Below are 17,300 nucleotides of genomic sequence, written 5' to 3' on the forward strand. Positions count from 1 at the left end.
CGCACTTTGTCGTAGGTGAGAATCAAGTGCAGTTTAGTCAAGAGAGTGACATCACATTGGTGGTCACCAGTTGCGGTCGCCTGGACCTGCTCAAGCTCACGCTGGAGAGTTTCGATCGCTTCAACAGTGCGCCGATCCGCGAAGTCTTCATCACCGAAGATGCGGGCGACGAGCGGGTGCGCACGGCTGTGCCCGCCCACTGGAAAGATCACTGTACCTTCTTCGTCAACCGGCCGAAGCTCGGGCAGTTGGCGTCGATCGACCTGGCCTACGAGCAGGTCAAGACCCCCTATATCTTCCATTGCGAAGACGACTGGGAGTTCTACCGCCCGGGTTTCGTCGAGGATTCGAAAGCGATTCTCGAGCAACGCCAGGACATTCTGCAGGTCTGGTTGCGCAGTTATGCCCACGACCTGCGAGTCCATAGCCCTTACATCCACTTGGGGGCTCGCGAGGTGATCGGCGGTGTGCCCTGTTATCCGCTGATCTCCGACAAACCCGAGTGGCAGAGCTTTTCCCTGAACCCGGGCCTGCGCCGGATGGCGCAATATCGGCTGTGCGCGCCTTTCGCCGGGCACGGTGGCGAGAAAGCGCTGTCCAAGCGCTATGCTGAGCTGAACCTGACGGCTGTCAGCCTGGAAGGCGATGCGGTGTTGCATACAGGTTTCGGTCTGCATGTGGAGACTGCCGCCGAGCGGCAGCGTAAGGCTCGGCGCAGTCGTCGCGAGCAAATCAAGCTTGTTTTAGTCCTGTTGGCTGGAGTCGGTATTGGCTGGTTTATCCATTAGTTCTACCGGTTTCACTTTCCCGAATACCGCGAAAGGGCTGTGCGCCCAATGAGCATCCTCAACGTCATGTGGGCAGGCGGCAGTGCGTTTGCCTCCGTTCACAAGGTTCACCAGCAAATCCTCTCTCAGGCCGAGCCAGATACTGTGGTCAAGACCTGGCTGCTGCAAGGCTCGTCCACCGGATGCGTTGCCGAAGTGGGGGAGTGCCGGGAGTGGAACCTGTCGTCGGCGCGGCTGAAGGGCAAGCATTTCTGGCGCTTGCTCAAACCCTGGTTGCGGGCCAGTTTTCGCAAGGCGTTGCAGGAGAGCGACGCCCAAGTGCTGTTGCTCGATGGCCTGGGAGTGGCGCGTACCTTGTTGCCGGTCCTCAAGTCATTACCGCACATGCGTGCGGTGGTGGTGATCCACGGCTCCACGCGCTTGCACCGCGAGGATCAACAGCTGTTCCGGCAGTTCCCGGCCTCGCAGCTGACTCTCGCGGCTGTTTCGCAGACCCTGGCTTCATCCCTCGAAGACGATTTGCAGATGCCGGTGACGGCCTTGCGCAGCGCGTTCAATCCGCACGAGTTCAACGCAAGGCTGCTACCGCGTGCCGAGGCCCGGGCAACCCTTGGCCTGCCCGCGGACGATGCTCCGGTATTCGGCGCGGTCGGGCGTCTGGTGGACGATAAGGGTTTTGCTTGCCTTCTGGAGGCCTTCGCCAAAGCCCTGGCGAGCCGGCCGGAGATGCGTCTGGTGATTATCGGCGAGGGTTCGAATCGCGCAGCGCTCGAGGCCCGCATCAACCGGCTGGGCCTGCAAGACAAGGTTTCGCTGCCTGGGCATCTGAAGCATGCGGCGATGCTTTACAAGGCATTCGACTGGGTAGCCATCCCGTCGCTGGACGAGGGCCTGGGCCTGATCCTGCAGGAGGCGGTGATGTCCGGTGTACCGGTGCTGACCAGCGATTTGCCGGTCTTTCGTGAGCAGTTGGCTGAAACCGGGCGTTATGCGCCGGTGAATGACATCGACGCCTGGCAGGAGGCCATCCTTCAAGCTCTTGGCCTGCCCGCCCAGGGCATCGCGGCGGATCAGTACGCTGCTCTGGCCCCCGACCTGGCCTGGCAGCGCTTCAGTCAGGCGGCTACTACCCTGCTGTCATGCCGAAAGTAGGGCCTGTTCCAATGCTTGCAGCGGAAAGCTCCCATTCAGCTTCTCCCGGGCAATATAGCGGGCGAAGTGTTGCAGGTTGCGTTTGATCAAATGGCGCGGCAATGGCCCGCGGAAGAAGCGCATATCGGCCACGTCGATCAGGCCGAAGCGGTTATCCGGGGTGATGACGATGTTGCCCAGGTGCAGCGAGCGAAAGTAAATCCCCGAGGTATGCAGGCTACGAATCAGCTCGACCAAGGCCGGCAAGGTCTGTTGCCAGTCGAAACCTTCCTTGCTGGCGACCTGGCGCAGGGTTTCGCCTGGCAGCGGTTGGTAAAGCACCGCAGTCATGCCGGGTTGTTCCAGGCGGTAGAAGTCCAGAACCTGCAGCGTGGGAACGCCGAGTTGTTCCAGGCGTGCAGCGTTGTCGATGAAACGCTTCGAATAGGGCCGAAACAGGGCGGATGAAAAAAGACGCTTGCGCCGGAACAGTTTCAGAATATTCCCATCCTGCAACAGGTAGACTTTCGGGCCGTAACTGTCGGCCTCCAGAATTCTGGCGCCTTCAATCATCTGATTCAAAGTGGCTTGGGGAAGCCGGGAGCATTGCATCGTAGGAAGCCTTGTCGAAGTGGCGGGCACAGTGACGGGCAATGATGCCGAAAAGTTGTTGTTTTAACCATGCCGGGTTGGCTGGGTGATCCATTTAGGAGCGAGTAGATGCAGGCCACACGTTGGGCGCAAGTATGGATGACAGTCGGGTTGCTATGGTTTTTGCTAGCCATCGCACTGGCGCCCACCAATAAGATCTACCAGCAGGGGCTGGTGGCCTTCTTGTGGTTGCCGGCAATGATTCTGGCCTGGTCCGCGCGTGATCGCCTGATTGAGTGGTGGCGTGCTCAGCGCTGGCTTGGCCTGGCATTGCTGGGGCTGGCGATATGGGGGCTGATCAGCCTGACATGGACGCAAGCGGCGGACCCGTCACGCGAGGCCAAGCGCTTGCTGTACATCGCGGTGTTCCTGCTGTTCTTCCCGATTTTCGCCAATGCCCGCCCGGAGCGGGTGATTACTGTCATGCAGTGGGGCGGCATAGGGCTCGCGGTGACGGCTTTACTGTCCATTATCCAGTTCTACTGGATTCATGGAAATGTCTGGTGGGGACGCCTGGAAGGGCTGGGTGAGTTGGGTCATCCGATCCTGGGCGGTTATGTCATTGGCCTCACTGCTATCTGGTTGCTGCATTGGATGCCGCGCACTCGTTCTCTTCAAACGGTATGGCTGGTAGCGTTGGCGCTGCTCGGCGCGTTCGTCGTGTTGTGCCAGAGCCGCGGTGCTGCCCTGGCTCTGTTCCTGACCGTGTTGGCGATGCCGATCTGGTGCCGCGACCGACTCAGCCGTATGTTCGCGGCCGCGGCATTGTTGCTGGCGATGCTGGCGTTCTGGTTTCTCGAACCTTTGGTCATGGCACGTGGCGTTTCCTTCCGCCCGCAGATTCTGATGGCCAGTCTGCAGATGATCGCCGAACATCCATGGACAGGCCTCGGCCTGGGCTCGAGTTATGACGTGCTGGTCGACGGTTTGACATTCGACCATGCCCACAACCTGTTCACCCACATTGCCATTGAACTGGGTATCCCCGGGCTGTTGCTCTGGGTCGTGGCCTGGTTTGCCGTCCTGCGCGAAGCCTGGCGCGCCCGTGAAACACTGTATGGCCGGGGCGTCATCGGGATCTGGCTGTTCTCCTTCCTGGCCATGCAGTTCGATGCCGCCAGCCTGACCGGAACCCCTCGCGCCGAATGGTTCATCAGTTGGCTGCCGATCGGTCTGGCCACTGTTTTGGTCTGGGCACGGGGCGGTCACACAGGCTGTGATAAAATCCCGCGTTCCTCCTAAACAGTGAGCTCGACGATGAGTGATGCACCGCTCAAAGCGGAACAGGATTCCAGCCTGAAAATCTATTTTCGGCTCTTGGGGTATGTAAAACCCTACATAGGCATTTTCCTGCTGAGTATCGTGGGCTTCGTGATATTTGCATCCACCCAGCCGATGCTGGCGGGCATTCTCAAATATTTCGTCGACGGCTTGAGCAATCCCGAAGCGGTGCTCTTCCCCAACGTTCCCTATCTGCGCGACTTGCAACTATTGATGGCGGTGCCGCTGCTGATCATCCTGATCGCGGCGTGGCAGGGGCTCGGCTCTTTCCTCGGCAACTACTACTTGGCGAAGGTTTCCCTGGGGCTGGTGCATGACCTGCGGGTCGAGCTGTTCAACAAACTGCTGGTCCTGCCGAACCGCTATTTCGATACCCATAACTCCGGGCATCTGATTTCCCGCATCACCTTCAACGTCACCATGGTCACCGGTGCCGCCACCGACGCCATCAAGGTGGTGATTCGCGAAGGCCTGACGGTAGTGTTCCTGTTCGTCTACCTGTTGTGGATGAACTGGAAGCTGACCCTGGTGATGCTGGCGATCCTGCCGTTGATTGCGGTCATGGTTGGCAGCACCAGCAAGAAATTCCGCAAGCAGAGCAAGAAGATCCAGGTGGCGATGGGCGATGTGACCCATGTGGCCTCCGAGACCATTCAAGGCTATCGCGTGGTTCGCAGCTTCGGTGGCGAAAGCTACGAGCAGCAGCGTTTCGTCGACGCCAGCCAGAGCAACACCGACAAACAGCTGCGCATGACCAAGACCGGTGCGGTCTACACGCCGATGCTGCAGTTGGTGATCTACTCCGCCATGGCGGTGCTGATGTTCCTGGTGCTGTTCCTGCGTGGCGATGCCACCGCGGGCGACCTGGTGGCCTATATCACCGCGGCGGGCCTGCTGCCCAAGCCGATTCGCCAGCTCTCGGAAGTCAGTTCGACCATCCAGAAAGGCGTGGCGGGCGCGGAAAGCATCTTCGAACAGCTGGACGTCGAGCCTGAAGTCGATCGGGGACAGATCGAGCGTGAACGCATCGAGGGTCGCCTGGACGTGCGCAACCTGAGCTTCACCTATCCGGGCACCGACCGGGAAGTGCTGAAGGACATCAGCTTCTGCGCGGCTCCCGGGCAGATGATCGCGCTGGTCGGCCGCTCCGGCAGCGGCAAGTCGACCCTGGCCAGCCTGATTCCGCGCTTCTATCACCACGAAACGGGGCAGATTCTCCTCGATGACGTGGAGATCGAGGATTACCGCCTGCGCAACCTGCGCCGGCATGTGGCCCAGGTGACCCAGCATGTGACCCTGTTCAACGACAGCGTGGCCGCCAACATTGCCTATGGCGACCTGGCCGGGGCGCCGCGGGAAGACATCGAGAAGGCGGCGACGGATGCCTATGCCATGGACTTCATTTCGCAGTTGCCCGAAGGCCTGGACACCCAGGTCGGCGAGAACGGCGTGCTGCTCTCCGGCGGTCAGCGTCAGCGTCTGGCGATTGCCCGGGCCCTGTTGAAGAATGCGCCGTTGCTGATTCTCGACGAAGCCACCTCGGCCCTGGATACCGAGTCCGAGCGGCATATCCAGGCGGCCCTGGACAAGGTGATGAAGGGGCGCACCACCCTGGTGATCGCACACCGCCTGTCGACCATCGAGAAAGCCGACCTGATTCTGGTCATGGATCAGGGGCGGATTGTCGAGCGCGGTACTCATGTCGACCTGCTGGCGCAGAACGGCTACTACTCGCGCCTGCATGCCATGGGCCTGGACGAGCCTGCTTCCGAAGGCATTGCCTGAGCCAACGCCAGGGTGGGCACTGCCCACCCTGGAACGGCCCCGGCGTGCAATGCGCCGGCGGTCTTTGTATCCCGCCCCTTATAGTCTTGACCAAGCCTAAGTAATCCAGCACCTCGTGCTTGTTATGGTTCCAGCCTCAATCGTCGACTGAATCGAGGTCTCTATCAGGCGGCGAGCGAAGGTCATATCCGGGACTTCACCGGGCTCGACAGCCCCTATGAAGCGCCATTGGATCCTGACTGCGAGATCGATACCGAAACGGTTGGATTGGCCTGCGCGACAGACCGGCTCATGGCGCTTTTGCTCAATAAATGAACAGTTTGGGTCGATCGCGAATACTCGTGCAGCGGTAGAACTAGGCAGCGTTCACCCTGTGTTAATATCGCGCCCCTGTTCATTTTGTATGTGGGTTGCTCCATGAAGTTGTCCATGCCGCGATTCGATCAAGCCCCTGTCTTGGTGGTCGGCGATGTCATGCTCGACCGTTACTGGCATGGTGGTACCTCACGGATTTCCCCTGAGGCGCCGGTACCGGTAGTCAAGGTCGAGCAAATCGAGGACCGCCCGGGCGGTGCCGCGAACGTTGCCTTGAACATTGCCGCGCTCGGCGCACCGGCCTCGCTGGTCGGCGTCACCGGCGACGATGAGGCTGCCAACAGTCTCTCCAACAGTCTTGAGGGGGCGGGCGTACGCGCCTTGTTCCAACGCATTGCCCACCAGCCGACCATCGTCAAGCTGCGGGTCATGAGCCGGCACCAGCAACTGCTGCGTATCGATTTCGAAGAACCTTTCGCCACCGACGCCCTGGCGTTGGGCGCTGAAGTCGACCGGTTGCTGGACGGCATCAAGGTGTTGGTGTTGTCCGATTACGGCAAGGGAGCCCTGAGGAATCATCAGGCGCTGATCCAGGCCGCACGTGCCCGTGGCATCCCGGTGCTGGCGGACCCGAAAGGCAAGGACTTTTCGATTTACCGCGGCGCCAGCCTGATCACCCCGAACCTCAGCGAGTTCGAAACCATAGTCGGCGGTTGCGTCGACGAGCACGACCTGGTCAGCAAAGGCGCGAAGCTGATGCACGACCTGGAGCTGGGTGCCTTGCTGGTGACCCGTGGCGAACACGGCATGACCCTGCTGCGTCCCGATCACCCGGCGCTGCACCTCCCGGCCCGGGCCCGTGAAGTGTTCGATGTCACCGGTGCCGGCGATACCGTGATTTCCACCCTGGCGGCGGCAATCGCGGCGGGTGAAGAGCTGCCGCACGCGGTGGCCCTGGCCAACCTGGCCGCCGGCATCGTGGTCGGCAAGCTGGGTACCGCAGCCATCAGCGCACCGGAGCTGCGTCGCGCGATCCAGCGTGAAGAAGGCTCCGAGCGCGGTGTGTTGAGCCTCGACCAGCTGCTGTTGGCGATCGACGATGCGCGTGCGCACAAAGAGAAGATCGTCTTCACCAACGGCTGTTTCGACATCCTCCACGCCGGCCATGTGACCTACCTCGAGCAGGCGCGGGCGCAAGGCGATCGCCTGATCGTGGCGATCAACGACGATGCCTCGGTCAGCCGCCTGAAAGGGCCTGGCCGTCCGATCAACAGCGTCGACCGGCGCATGGCGGTACTGGCCGGCCTGGGCGCGGTGGATTGGGTCATCAGTTTCCCCGAGGGTACTCCGGAAAACCTGCTGGCCCAGGTCAAGCCGGACGTGTTGGTCAAAGGCGGGGATTACTCGGTCGACCAGGTGGTCGGTGCCGATATCGTCAAGGCTTATGGCGGTGTGGTGAAGGTGCTGGGCCTGGTGGAGAACAGTTCCACCACGGCCATAGTCGAGAAGATCCGCAAGACCGAGTAAGGCTTGCCGCCAACCCGCCCGCTCCCGCGAAAGCTGGAGTGGGCGGTGAGGCGCTCAACGTTGCCGGCTGGTCTTGGTCGGTACCATCTTGCGCAATATCTGCCGTGCCTTGCCGGTAAGGCGCTGGAGTTTGGAGTCCTTCTCCGGCGCGCTCAATCCCTGCTGCTTCAGCCAGTCCTTCCAGCGAATCCGCTCGTCACGCACCAGCCAGCCTTGCTGCCGGGCGAAGCTTTCGGCCAGATACAGGCCGCGGGTGCTCGCCGGGTGCAACTGATCCTTCTTCAACGTATAGAGCTCGGCGCAGGGCTGACCGTCCTTGAGTGGCATCAGGTACAGGTCCGGGCGCTTGCGATCCAGGCGCGCCACCAGTTGGTCGCCTTCCAGGCGTTCGTCGACATGGAACAGGCTCAGGGACTTGGCCTCTTTCGGCACGTCCAGGCGCAGGTCATAGATCAGTTGCAGTGAAGCGGTGGGCAGGTGCACATAGGCCCGCGGCCGTTCCAGCAATTGCAGGTTGGCGCAGCGCACCGGGCGTGCCGCGCCCGACAGCGGCGTCAGGCGAAAGGGCAGGGCCTCGCGATAATGTAGGGCCGCCGAGTAGGGCGCGGGCAGCCAGGTGTCGTTGAAGCGCCCGCCAAGCCAGCCTTCCGGGGTTTCCAGCAGGCATTCTTCGGCGATTTCCTGGATGGCGGTATGCAGCGGCAGGTTCAGCTCGTGGGCCGGGACGTAGCCGGAAATCAGCTTGAGCACCACGTCGCCGCGGTCCTGCCGGCGCTGGCGCACCAGCACCCAATAGTCGCGGTTCTGCCAATGCAGGGTCAGGCGTACCGAGACGCCGAGGTTGGCCAGCTCCAGGGCGAAGCGCTCGGTGTCGGCCACCGCGACCGGGCGCCGGCGCTGCAGGGTCTGGGCAAAGTTCAGCGGCATGCCGACGCTCTGGTAGCTGAGGCCTTCGGGCGTCGCTTCGACGAACAGCGGCAGGGTCTTGAAGTTGCTGGGGTTCTTTCTTATGAGCGTACGCGGCATGTCGGCTCCTTCTTGCGTCGGGGTCGGCCGCGTGGGCGGCATCAGTTCTTGCGCAACACCTGCGCGACAGTGGCGACATTATGGGCCAGGTGCAACGGATTGATGGTCCCGACAATAGCACTGGCGACGCCCGGTTGATCGAACAGCAGTTCGAAGCTGGCGCGCACCGGGTCGACACCGGGGCTCAGGCACACATGGCCGCTGGCCAGGGCTTTTTTCACCAGAATGCCCTTGCCGTGGGCTGCGGCGTAATCGATGACGGCTCGCTCGTTCTGTTCGTTCAGATTGTAGGTGACCATGGCACAGTCGCCTTGTTCCAGGGCCTTGAGGCCACCCTCGACGGTTTTCCCGGAGAAGCCGAAGCCACGGATCTTGCCTTCCTGCTTGAGCTCGGCCAGCGTCTGGTAGACCTCGCACTGCTCGAGGATGTGCAGGTCATTGCCGTCGGAATGCACCAGCACCAGGTCGATGAAGTCGGTTTCCAGGCGCTGCAGGCTGCGTTCCACCGACAAGCGGGTATGCGCGGCGCTGAAATCATGGCGCGACAGGCCGTTTTCGAACTCTTCGCCCACCTTGCTGACAATCACCCAGTCCTGGCGTTGCCCGCGCAGCAGCGGGCCCAGGCGCTCCTCGCTGCGGCCATAGGCCGGCGCGGTGTCGATCAGGTTGATGCCCAGGTCGCGGGTCAGCTTGAGCAGCATGCGGGCTTCAGCGTCATCCGGAATCTGGAAGCCGTTGGGGTACTTCACCCCTTGGTCGCGCCCGAGCTTCACAGTGCCCAGGCCCAGTGGGGAGACCAGCAGCCCGGTGCTGCCGAAGGGGCGATGCAGGTCGTGCAGGGTTGCTTGGCTCATGGCAGCAGTTGCTCCCACGCCGGTTGCGCGATGGCGGGTTTCGGCAGCGTCGGCAACGGAGTCGCGGGGCCCGGCTTGATACCGTCGCGCTCGAGGGCGGCGAACACCCGGTCGGCGAAGTCCGGGGCCAGGGCCAGCTTGGTCGGCCAGCCGACCAGCAGGCGGTCCTGTTCGGCGAGAAAGGCATTGTCCGGACGGGTCAGGCCCGACTGCGCGGGCTCGGCGCGGTCCACCCGCAGGGTGGCCCATTGCGCCTGGCTGAGATCGACCCATGGCAACAGGTTGCCGAGTTCTTTCTGGGCGGCCGCGATCTGCGCCGCCGGCTCGCGCGCCACGCCTTCGGCTTCGGCGATGTCGCCGCCGAGGTACCAGACCCACTGGCCGTCGGCCGCCGGGTGGGTGGTCACGGTGATCCGTGGCTTCGGCCCGCCGCCCAGGCAGTGGGCGTACAGCGGTTTCAGGCTCGGGCCCTTGACGATCACCATGTGCAACGGCCGGCGTTGCATGGCCGGCTGGCTCAGGCCGAGGCTGCTCAGCAACTCGGCATTGCCGGCGCCGGCGCTGAGCACGATGCGTTGCGCGCGGATTTCCCGCTCATCGACCCGCAGGCCCAGCAATTGCCCGTTTTCCAGCAGGGGTTCGATCTTCTGCCCGGCCAGCAGGCTATCGCCGCCCAGCTCGGCCAGGCGCCCGATCAGGCTCGGCACGTCCACCACCAGCTCGGCCAGGCGATACACCTTGCCCTTGAAGCGGCGGTCCTGCAGGGCCGGCGGCAACTGGTCGCCCTTGACCTGATCGACACGGCCCCGCACAGCCTTGCTGGCGAAAAAGCTGGTGAGGTTGCCGGCCAGGGTGCCGGGGGACCACAGGTAATGGGCCTCGGACAGCAGGCGCACACCGGACAGGTCCAGCTCGCCGTTGCCGGCCAGGGCCTCGCGCCAGCGGCGCGGCATGTCGGCGATGGCTTCCGAGGCGCCGGTCAGGGCGCCGTGCAGGGCATATTTGGCGCCGCCGTGAATGATTCCCTGAGACTTGACGCTTTGTCCGCCGCCGAGGCTGGCGCTCTCCACCAGCACGGTGGAAAAGCCCTGGCGACGCAGGCGGGCGTTCAGCCAGAGGCCGGCGACTCCGGCGCCGACAATCAGCACGTCGGTGGAAATAACGGATGGCATGCAGCGACCTCAGTGTTCAAGACTAGGGGCGCAGTATACAGGCTCGAGCCGCACAGGCTTTGTTGGCGATCAAACTGGCAGGGGCGCGCTTGGCGAAGCGCTTTGTGTAGCCGCTGCCGAAGGCTGCGATCGAGCGCGAAGCGGTCGCGCTCTTGAAGGGCCTGCGGCAGCGGTCATGGATCAGTGCCCGGCGGTCTTGGAAAACAGCTGGATCACCACCACGCCCAGGACGATCAGGGCCATGCCGAGCATTGCCGGGATATCCAGCTTCTGCCCGTAGAGGAACAGCGCGGCCACGCTGACCATGACAATGCCCATGCCGGCCCAGACCGCGTAAGCCACGCCCACCGGCACGGTGCGCACCACCAGGGTCAGCATCCAGAAGGCCACGCCGTAACCGACGATGATCAACAGCAGCGGCAGTGGAGTGCTCAGGCCTTTGACCGCTTTCATCGAAACAGTGGCGATCACTTCGGCGCAGATGGCGATGGCCAGGTAGGTGTAAGCGTTCATGGGAGAGTCCTCGTGTTTGGGCTTGCTTGATGAGGTCGGCATTCTAGAGATTGTGCAGATGGGGTAAAGTCATTACCTATCTGTTTTGAAGATGGGTTGCCCTATGAATGTGCAGTGGAATCTGGAGCAGATGCGGCTGTTCGTCAGCGTCGCCGAGCAACGTTCGTTTTCCGCGGTGGCCCGTGACCAGCACAAGGCGCAATCGGCGGTCAGCAGCGCGATTGCGCTGCTCGAGGCCGATCTCGGCGTGCTCTTGTTCGAGCGCAGCAGCGGTCGCCAACCGAAACTCACCGAGGCGGGTCGTGCCTTGCTTGCAGAGGCGCGGGAAGTGCTGCGCCAATGCGAGCGCTTGAACGGGCGGGCGCTGGCGTTGATGCGGGGTGAGGAGGCGCGCTTGCGGCTGGCCCTGGACGAGGCGATGCCTTTCCAGCCGGTGCTCGATAGCCTTGAGGCGTTGTCCGAGCGTTTCCCCAGTCTTGAGGTTCAACTGGCCAGCAGCGCCCAGGGTGATGTGGCGCGCAAGCTGCTGGAGCGTCGGGCCGACCTCGGTTTGCTGTTTCACCATGAACAGATGTCCGAGGCCCTTGAGCGACGGGCCCTGGGCAGCGTCGAGATGGTCACGGTGTGCGCGGTCGGGCACCCGTTGGCCGGCGAGAAACAGGTGGATCGCCAGCAACTGGGGCGGCATCGACAGTTGTTGATTTCCCCGCAGTTGAGCACTTACCCCAGTGGCGAGCAGGTCAGCCCGCAAGTCTGGCGCGCCGACAGTTTCTACGCGATGGCCGAGCTGCTGATGCGCGGCCTGGGCTGGGCCTGGCTGCCGCGGCATGTGGTGCAGTACCCGGCCTATCAGAACCAGATGGTCGAGTTGGCCAGTGAGTGGACGCCGCCGGCACTGGTGGTGGAACTGGTCTGGCGCCGCGATGAACCCCTGGGGCCGGCGGCGCATTGGCTGGCGGAGCGTTTTGCCGTGCACTTGCGGGCGATTGGCTGAAAAAGCCGATAAACTCCGCCGCCATGAATAGAACTCTCTACACCGCGCTGTTTTACCTGGGGCTGCCATTGGTGGCGATTCGTCTGTGGCTGCGGGCGCGCAAGGCGCCGGCCTATGCCAGGCGGATTGGCGAACGTTTTTCCTGGGGGCTGCCGGCGATGCAGCCGGGCGGAATCTGGGTGCACGCGGTGTCGGTGGGCGAGAGCATCGCCGCCGCGCCGATGATCCGTGCCTTGCTGGCGCGTTATCCACAGCTGCCGATCACGGTCACCTGCATGACCCCCACGGGCTCGGAACGTATCCAGGCGCTGTTCGCCAACGAGCCGCGCATCCAGCACTGCTACCTGCCTTACGACTTGCCTTGCGCCGCCGCGCGTTTTCTCGATCGGGTCCGGCCGAAGCTGGCGGTGATCATGGAAACCGAGCTGTGGCCCAACCACATTCACCAGTGCGCCAAGCGCGGGATTCCGGTAGCGCTGGCCAATGGGCGGTTGTCGGAGCGCTCGGCCCGGGGTTATGGGCGTTTTGCCAAGCTGACCGCACCGATGCTCGCTGAAATGAGCCTGTTCGCGGTGCAGACCGAGGCCGAGGCCGAGCGTTTTCGCCAGTTGGGCGCGCGCTCGGAAACAGTCGAGGTGACGGGCTCGATCAAGTTCGACCTGAGCATCGACCCACAACTGCTGGTGCGCGCCAGCGAGCTGCGCGAGCAATGGCAAGCCGGTGAGCGCCCGGTGTGGATCGCCGCCAGTACCCATGAAGGCGAAGACACCGTGGTGCTGGATGCCCATCGCCAACTGCTGGCCAACCACCCGGATGCCTTGCTGATCCTGGTGCCGCGTCATCCGGAGCGCTTCAATCCGGTGTTCGAGCTGTGCCGGCAGCAGGGCTTTGAGACCATTCGCCGCTCGAGCGCCGAGCCGGTCACCGCCAGCACCTCGGTGCTGCTGGGCGACACCATGGGCGAGCTGCTGTTTCTCTATGCCCTGGCGGACAGCGCCTTTGTCGGTGGCAGCCTGGTGCCCAATGGCGGGCACAACCTGCTGGAGCCGGCGGCCCTGGCCAAGCCGGTGCTGAGCGGGCCGCACCTGTTCAACTTCCTGGAGATTGCGGCGATGCTGCGCGAGGCGGGCGCCCTGCAGGAAGTGGACGATGCCCATGGCCTGGCGGTGGCGGTGCAGCGCCTGTTCGAGTTGCCTCGGGATGCGCAGAAGATGGCCGATGCCGGACTGCGGGTGATGCGTAGCAATCAGGGCGCCCTGCAGCGCCTGCTCGACGGGTTGGATCGCTTGCTGTAGCCGCTGCCGCAGGCTGCGATCGACCGGAACGGTCGTAAAAAAGGCCACCGCCATTCAATTGAATCGCGGTGGCCTTTTTGCGTGTCCTGCGGACAGGATCACAGCCTGCGGCAGCGGCTACAGGTTACTGCCCCGGCCGGGCCTTGAGCTGTTCCGCCGCGGCCTTGGCCAGGTCCGGCGGGAGGAAGTCGCGGTCCGGGTTGTAGTCGGCTTTCAGGTAGCGCGACAGGTCCTGCAGATCGCCCGGATTGAGGGTGCCGGCGGCTTGCTTGAGGCGCAGGTTGTCGAGGATGTAGTCGTAGCGGCTGTTGTTGTAGTTGCGCACCGAGGTGTACAGCTGGCGCTGGGCATCGAGCACGTCGACGATATTGCGCGTGCCGACCTGGTAGCCGATTTCCGTGGCTTCCACGGCGCTCTGGTTGGAGATGATCGACTGGCGCCGGGCCTGGACCTGCTCGACATCGGTGTTCACCGCGCGGTGCAGGTTGCGGGTGTTTTCCACCACCTGGCGGCGCAGGGCTTCACGGCGCTGCTCGCTCTGGGTCAGGCGCGAGTAGGACTCGCGGACCTGGGAGCTGGTCAGGCCGCCGCTGTAGATCGGAATGCTCAGTTGCAGGCCGATGCTGCGTTGTTCGACGTCACTGCCGTAACGCTGGCCCAGTGGTGCCGGGTTGCTGAAGCCGAGGGCGTCGTTGTCGCCTTTCTTGTATTGCGCCACGGCGTCGAGGGTCGGGGCGTGGCCGGCCTTGCGCTGCTTGAGGGTTTCCTCGGCGGCGCTGACTGCGTAGTTGCTGGCCAGCAGGTTGAGGTTCTGCTTGGCCGCGGTATCGACCCAGGCCTTGGCATCATTCGGGGCCGGCGCCAGCACCGGCAGGCTGTGGACGATGCCCTGGATCGCGTTGTACTGACGGTTGGTCAGGGTGATCAGGGCTTCGAAGGCGTCATCGACCTGGCGCTGGGCGAGGATCCGGTTGGCCCGCGCGGTGTCGTAGCTGGCCTGGGATTGCAGGACGTCGGTCTTGTCCGACAGGCCGACGTCGAAGCGTTCGTTGGACTGGTCGAGCTGACGCTTGAAGGCGGCCTCTTCGGCCTTGGTCGAGGCCAGGTTGTCCTGGGCGCGCAGGACCGAGAAGTAGCTCTCGGCGCTTTGCAGGATCAGGTTCTGCTCGGTGGCCGAGAGTTCCAGCGCGGCTTGTTCGTTGACGTCCTTGGCCGCCTGCAGCTGGAACCAGCGGTCGGCGCGGAAAATCGGCTGGGCCAGGGTCGCCTGGTACACGGTGCCGCTGCGGGTGGCGGTCATCGACGGCTCGTCGAACTTGGTCCGGGTGTTGTTCAGGTCGGCACCGGCCGAGAGGTTGGGCAAGAGCCCGGCGCGAGCCTGCGGCACCACTTCCTTGCGTGCGTCGTAATCGGCGCGGGCGGCGGCGAGGTCGGCGTTGTTGTCTACCGCCTCCTGGTAGACGCTGACCAGGTCGGTTTTGGTGGTCAGGGGCGCTTCTACTGCCCAGGCCATTCCATTGGACGCACAAGACACGGCGATGGCCAGTGAGAGTTTGCGCAGCATTCGGCGATCCCTAGAGTTGATATTACGAGGATAATTCTGGCGCCAAGGCTAAGTCTCGGCCTGTGCAGCGTCAAGGTTCGACGCAACCTGAGCGAGTGTAGATGCGCCTGCGAAGGGCAACAATCCTGCATTTACGCCATTCATCACGCTGTTTGCCGTGGGGTTGGCGTTCTGCACCGGCTTTGTCTAGACTGGCCGGGTTCTTGTCGGGGTGCCTTGCTATGAGGCTGAGATCGGATAATCCGGATCCCGTTGAACCTGATCAGGTTAGCGCCTGCGTAGGGAACAAGATTTCTCGTCACCCGGCGAGTCCTCTTGTGCTTCGTCCGGGATGTTGTTCGACAATCGAACACCCCTCGAGCACCAAGCACTGCACCAGCTGGTTTTCGCCTCTGGCTCCAGCCATGGTTGCGTCCGTTCGTTACAGGTTCGCTCCGACAAAAATCCACTGCCTGGATGCTGTCTGGAGAGCCCGTGATGACTACAAAATTAAAAAACGCTACCCACCTTAGTGAATCGGCCAAGGTCGATGAGCAGTCGGTTCAGCCCTTTACCCGCTCGCAAAAAATCTATGTCCAGGGTTCGCGCCCGGACATTCGCGTGCCGATGCGCGAAATCAGCCTCGACGTGACCCCGACCGACTTCGGCGGCGAGATCAACGCGCCAGTCACCGTCTATGACACCTCCGGCCCGTACACCGACCCCAACGTGGTGATCGACGTGCGCAAAGGCCTGGGCGATGTACGCTCGGCCTGGATCGACGACCGTGGCGACACCGAGCGCCTGCCCGGCCTGAGCTCCAACTTCGGCCAGGAGCGCCTCGCCGATCCCGAGCTGACCAAGCTGCGCTTCGCCCACGTCAATAACCCGCGCCGGGCCAAGGCCGGGGCCAACGTCAGCCAGATGCATTACGCGCGCAAGGGCATCATCACCGCCGAGATGGAATACGTCGCCATCCGCGAAAACATGAAGCTGCAAGAGGCTCGCGCCGCGGGCCTGCTCGATCAGCAGCACGCCGGCCACAGCTTCGGCGCCAGCATCCCGAAAGAAATCACCCCCGAGTTCGTCCGTGAGGAAATCGCCCGCGGTCGCGCGATCATTCCGGCCAACATCAACCACGTCGAACTGGAACCGATGATCATCGGCCGCAACTTCCTGGTGAAGATCAACGGCAACATCGGCAACAGCGCCCTGGGCTCGTCCATCGAAGAAGAAGTGGCGAAACTGACCTGGGGCATCCGCTGGGGTTCGGACACGGTCATGGACCTGTCCACTGGCAAGCACATCCACGAAACCCGCGAGTGGATCATCCGCAACTCGCCAGTGCCGATCGGTACCGTGCCGATCTACCAGGCGCTGGAGAAGGTCAACGGCGTGGCCGAAGACCTGACCTGGGAGCTGTTCCGCGACACCCTGATCGAGCAGGCGGAGCAGGGCGTCGACTACTTCACCATCCACGCCGGCGTGCTGCTGCGCTATGTGCCGCTGACCGCCAAGCGCGTGACCGGCATCGTCTCCCGCGGCGGTTCGATCATGGCCAAGTGGTGCCTGGCGCATCACAAGGAAAACTTCCTCTACACCCATTTCGACGAAATCTGCGAAATCATGAAGGCCTACGACGTCAGCTTCTCGCTGGGCGACGGCCTGCGTCCGGGCTCGATCGCCGACGCCAACGACGAAGCGCAGTTCGGCGAGCTGGAAACCCTCGGCGAACTGACCAAGATCGCCTGGAAGCATGACGTGCAGTGCATGATCGAAGGCCCCGGCCACGTGCCGATGCAACTGATCAAAGAGAACATGGACAAGCAGTTGGAGTGCTGCGACGAGGCGCCGTTCTACACCCTCGGTCCGCTGACCACCGACATCGCCCCGGGCTACGACCACATCACTTCCGGTATCGGCGCGGCGATGATCGGCTGGTTCGGCTGCGCCATGCTCTGCTACGTGACACCGAAGGAACACCTGGGCCTGCCGAACAAGGATGACGTGAAGACCGGGATCATCACCTACAAGATCGCCGCCCATGCTGCGGATCTCGCAAAAGGCCACCCGGGCGCACAGATCCGTGACAACGCACTGTCCAAGGCGCGCTTCGAGTTCCGCTGGGAAGACCAGTTCAACCTCGGCCTTGACCCGGACACCGCGCGCGCCTACCACGACGAGACCCTGCCCAAGGATTCGGCCAAGGTCGCGCACTTCTGCTCCATGTGCGGGCCGAAGTTCTGCTCGATGAAAATCACCCAGGAGGTCCGTGAGTACGCGGCTAACCAGCGCATCGAAGCGGTGGACGTGGATGTCGCCAAGGGGCTGGCGGAGCAGGCCGAGCGCTTCAAGCAGGAAGGTAGCCAGCTGTACAAGAAGGTTTAAGCGACAAGTTGCAAGCTGCAAGTTAAAGGCAAAAGTG

Annotated in this window: 14 protein-coding genes, 1 pseudogene and 1 riboswitch; of the genes and pseudogenes, 9 read left to right on the forward strand and 6 right to left on the reverse strand. The window is 63.0% G+C overall.

What is annotated here, in order from left to right; all coding sequences use genetic code 11:
- Positions 1 to 26 precede the first annotated feature (26 nt).
- Together BM019_RS17665 and BM019_RS17670 are read left to right on the forward strand one after the other, a co-directional pair.
- Positions 27 to 788: a glycosyltransferase family protein gene (locus BM019_RS17665; protein ID WP_009041874.1), complete on the forward strand. Its 762-nt coding sequence runs from the start codon at positions 27 to 29 to the stop codon at positions 786 to 788.
- A gap of 48 nt (positions 789 to 836) precedes the next feature.
- Positions 837 to 1,940: a glycosyltransferase gene (locus BM019_RS17670; protein ID WP_092419069.1), complete on the forward strand. Its 1,104-nt coding sequence runs from the start codon at positions 837 to 839 to the stop codon at positions 1,938 to 1,940.
- Here the strand turns inward: BM019_RS17670 and BM019_RS17675 are convergent.
- Entirely contained in the window at positions 1,926 to 2,531 is a 606-nt protein-coding gene (locus BM019_RS17675) for a BUD32 family EKC/KEOPS complex subunit (RefSeq protein WP_085533594.1), read from the reverse strand. The two genes, BM019_RS17670 and BM019_RS17675, sit on opposite strands and share 15 nt — an antisense overlap.
- A 108-nt stretch (positions 2,532 to 2,639) precedes the next feature.
- On the opposite strand from BM019_RS17675, the gene BM019_RS17680 reads away from it, so the two are divergent.
- The 4 genes and pseudogenes from BM019_RS17680 (at position 2,640) to hldE (ending at position 7,478) form a co-directional block, all read left to right on the forward strand.
- On the forward strand, positions 2,640 to 3,812 hold the full coding sequence (locus tag BM019_RS17680; RefSeq protein ID WP_092419071.1) for an O-antigen ligase family protein: 1,173 nt from the start codon (positions 2,640 to 2,642) through the stop codon (positions 3,810 to 3,812).
- 15 nt (positions 3,813 to 3,827) lie between these two features.
- Positions 3,828 to 5,636, forward strand: a complete 1,809-nt coding sequence (msbA, locus tag BM019_RS17685; RefSeq protein ID WP_009041878.1) for a lipid A export permease/ATP-binding protein MsbA — start codon at positions 3,828 to 3,830, stop codon at positions 5,634 to 5,636.
- A gap of 141 nt (positions 5,637 to 5,777) precedes the next feature.
- Positions 5,778 to 5,951, forward strand: a pseudogene (locus tag BM019_RS17690) (adenylyl-sulfate kinase); the annotation flags it as partial.
- 102 nt (positions 5,952 to 6,053) lie between these two features.
- Entirely contained in the window at positions 6,054 to 7,478 is a 1,425-nt protein-coding gene (gene hldE / locus BM019_RS17695) for a bifunctional D-glycero-beta-D-manno-heptose-7-phosphate kinase/D-glycero-beta-D-manno-heptose 1-phosphate adenylyltransferase HldE (RefSeq protein WP_092419073.1), read from the forward strand.
- Between the two features lie 54 nt (positions 7,479 to 7,532).
- Here hldE and BM019_RS17700 read toward each other — a convergent pair whose 3' ends face one another.
- The 4 genes from BM019_RS17700 to BM019_RS17715 all read right to left on the reverse strand — a co-directional run bounded on the left by BM019_RS17700 (position 7,533) and on the right by BM019_RS17715 (position 11,043).
- Positions 7,533 to 8,504 carry a hypothetical protein gene (locus tag BM019_RS17700; protein ID WP_009041879.1) on the reverse strand — a complete coding sequence of 324 codons (972 nt, stop codon included), beginning with the start codon at positions 8,502 to 8,504 and terminating at the stop codon, positions 7,533 to 7,535.
- Positions 8,505 to 8,545: 41 nt separating this feature from the next.
- Positions 8,546 to 9,358 (reverse strand): aldo/keto reductase, encoded by an 813-nt coding sequence (locus BM019_RS17705; protein ID WP_009041880.1) that lies wholly within the window; start codon positions 9,356 to 9,358, stop codon positions 8,546 to 8,548.
- Positions 9,355 to 10,530: an NAD(P)/FAD-dependent oxidoreductase gene (locus BM019_RS17710; protein WP_009041881.1), complete on the reverse strand. Its 1,176-nt coding sequence runs from the start codon at positions 10,528 to 10,530 to the stop codon at positions 9,355 to 9,357. The genes BM019_RS17705 and BM019_RS17710 overlap by 4 nt, the downstream gene beginning before the upstream one ends.
- Before the next feature lie 180 nt (positions 10,531 to 10,710).
- Positions 10,711 to 11,043 carry a DMT family transporter gene (locus BM019_RS17715; protein WP_007921448.1) on the reverse strand — a complete coding sequence of 111 codons (333 nt, stop codon included), beginning with the start codon at positions 11,041 to 11,043 and terminating at the stop codon, positions 10,711 to 10,713.
- Positions 11,044 to 11,152: 109 nt separating this feature from the next.
- Here BM019_RS17715 and BM019_RS17720 point away from each other — a divergent pair, with 109 nt between their 5' ends.
- The gene (locus tag BM019_RS17720) at positions 11,153 to 12,037 is read left to right on the forward strand and encodes a LysR family transcriptional regulator (RefSeq protein ID WP_162235116.1); all 885 of its coding nucleotides are present in this window, start codon (positions 11,153 to 11,155) and stop codon (positions 12,035 to 12,037) included.
- Between the two features lie 23 nt (positions 12,038 to 12,060).
- Positions 12,061 to 13,332 (forward strand): lipid IV(A) 3-deoxy-D-manno-octulosonic acid transferase, encoded by a 1,272-nt coding sequence (gene waaA / locus BM019_RS17725; RefSeq protein WP_092419075.1) that lies wholly within the window; start codon positions 12,061 to 12,063, stop codon positions 13,330 to 13,332.
- 124 nt (positions 13,333 to 13,456) lie between these two features.
- On the opposite strand, the gene BM019_RS17730 is transcribed toward waaA, so the two are convergent.
- The gene (locus BM019_RS17730) at positions 13,457 to 14,896 is read right to left on the reverse strand and encodes a TolC family outer membrane protein (RefSeq protein WP_062823857.1); all 1,440 of its coding nucleotides are present in this window, start codon (positions 14,894 to 14,896) and stop codon (positions 13,457 to 13,459) included.
- A gap of 197 nt (positions 14,897 to 15,093) precedes the next feature.
- Positions 15,094 to 15,198: riboswitch (TPP riboswitch) on the forward strand.
- A gap of 175 nt (positions 15,199 to 15,373) precedes the next feature.
- Between BM019_RS17730 and thiC the strand changes: the two genes are divergently transcribed.
- Positions 15,374 to 17,263, forward strand: coding sequence for a phosphomethylpyrimidine synthase ThiC (thiC, locus tag BM019_RS17735; protein ID WP_087089871.1), 1,890 nt, complete (start codon positions 15,374 to 15,376; stop codon positions 17,261 to 17,263).
- Positions 17,264 to 17,300: the final 37 nt, after the last annotated feature.

The organism is Pseudomonas sp. NFPP07 (genome assembly GCF_900115645.1).
GTDB lineage: Bacteria > Pseudomonadota > Gammaproteobacteria > Pseudomonadales > Pseudomonadaceae > Aquipseudomonas > Aquipseudomonas chlororaphis.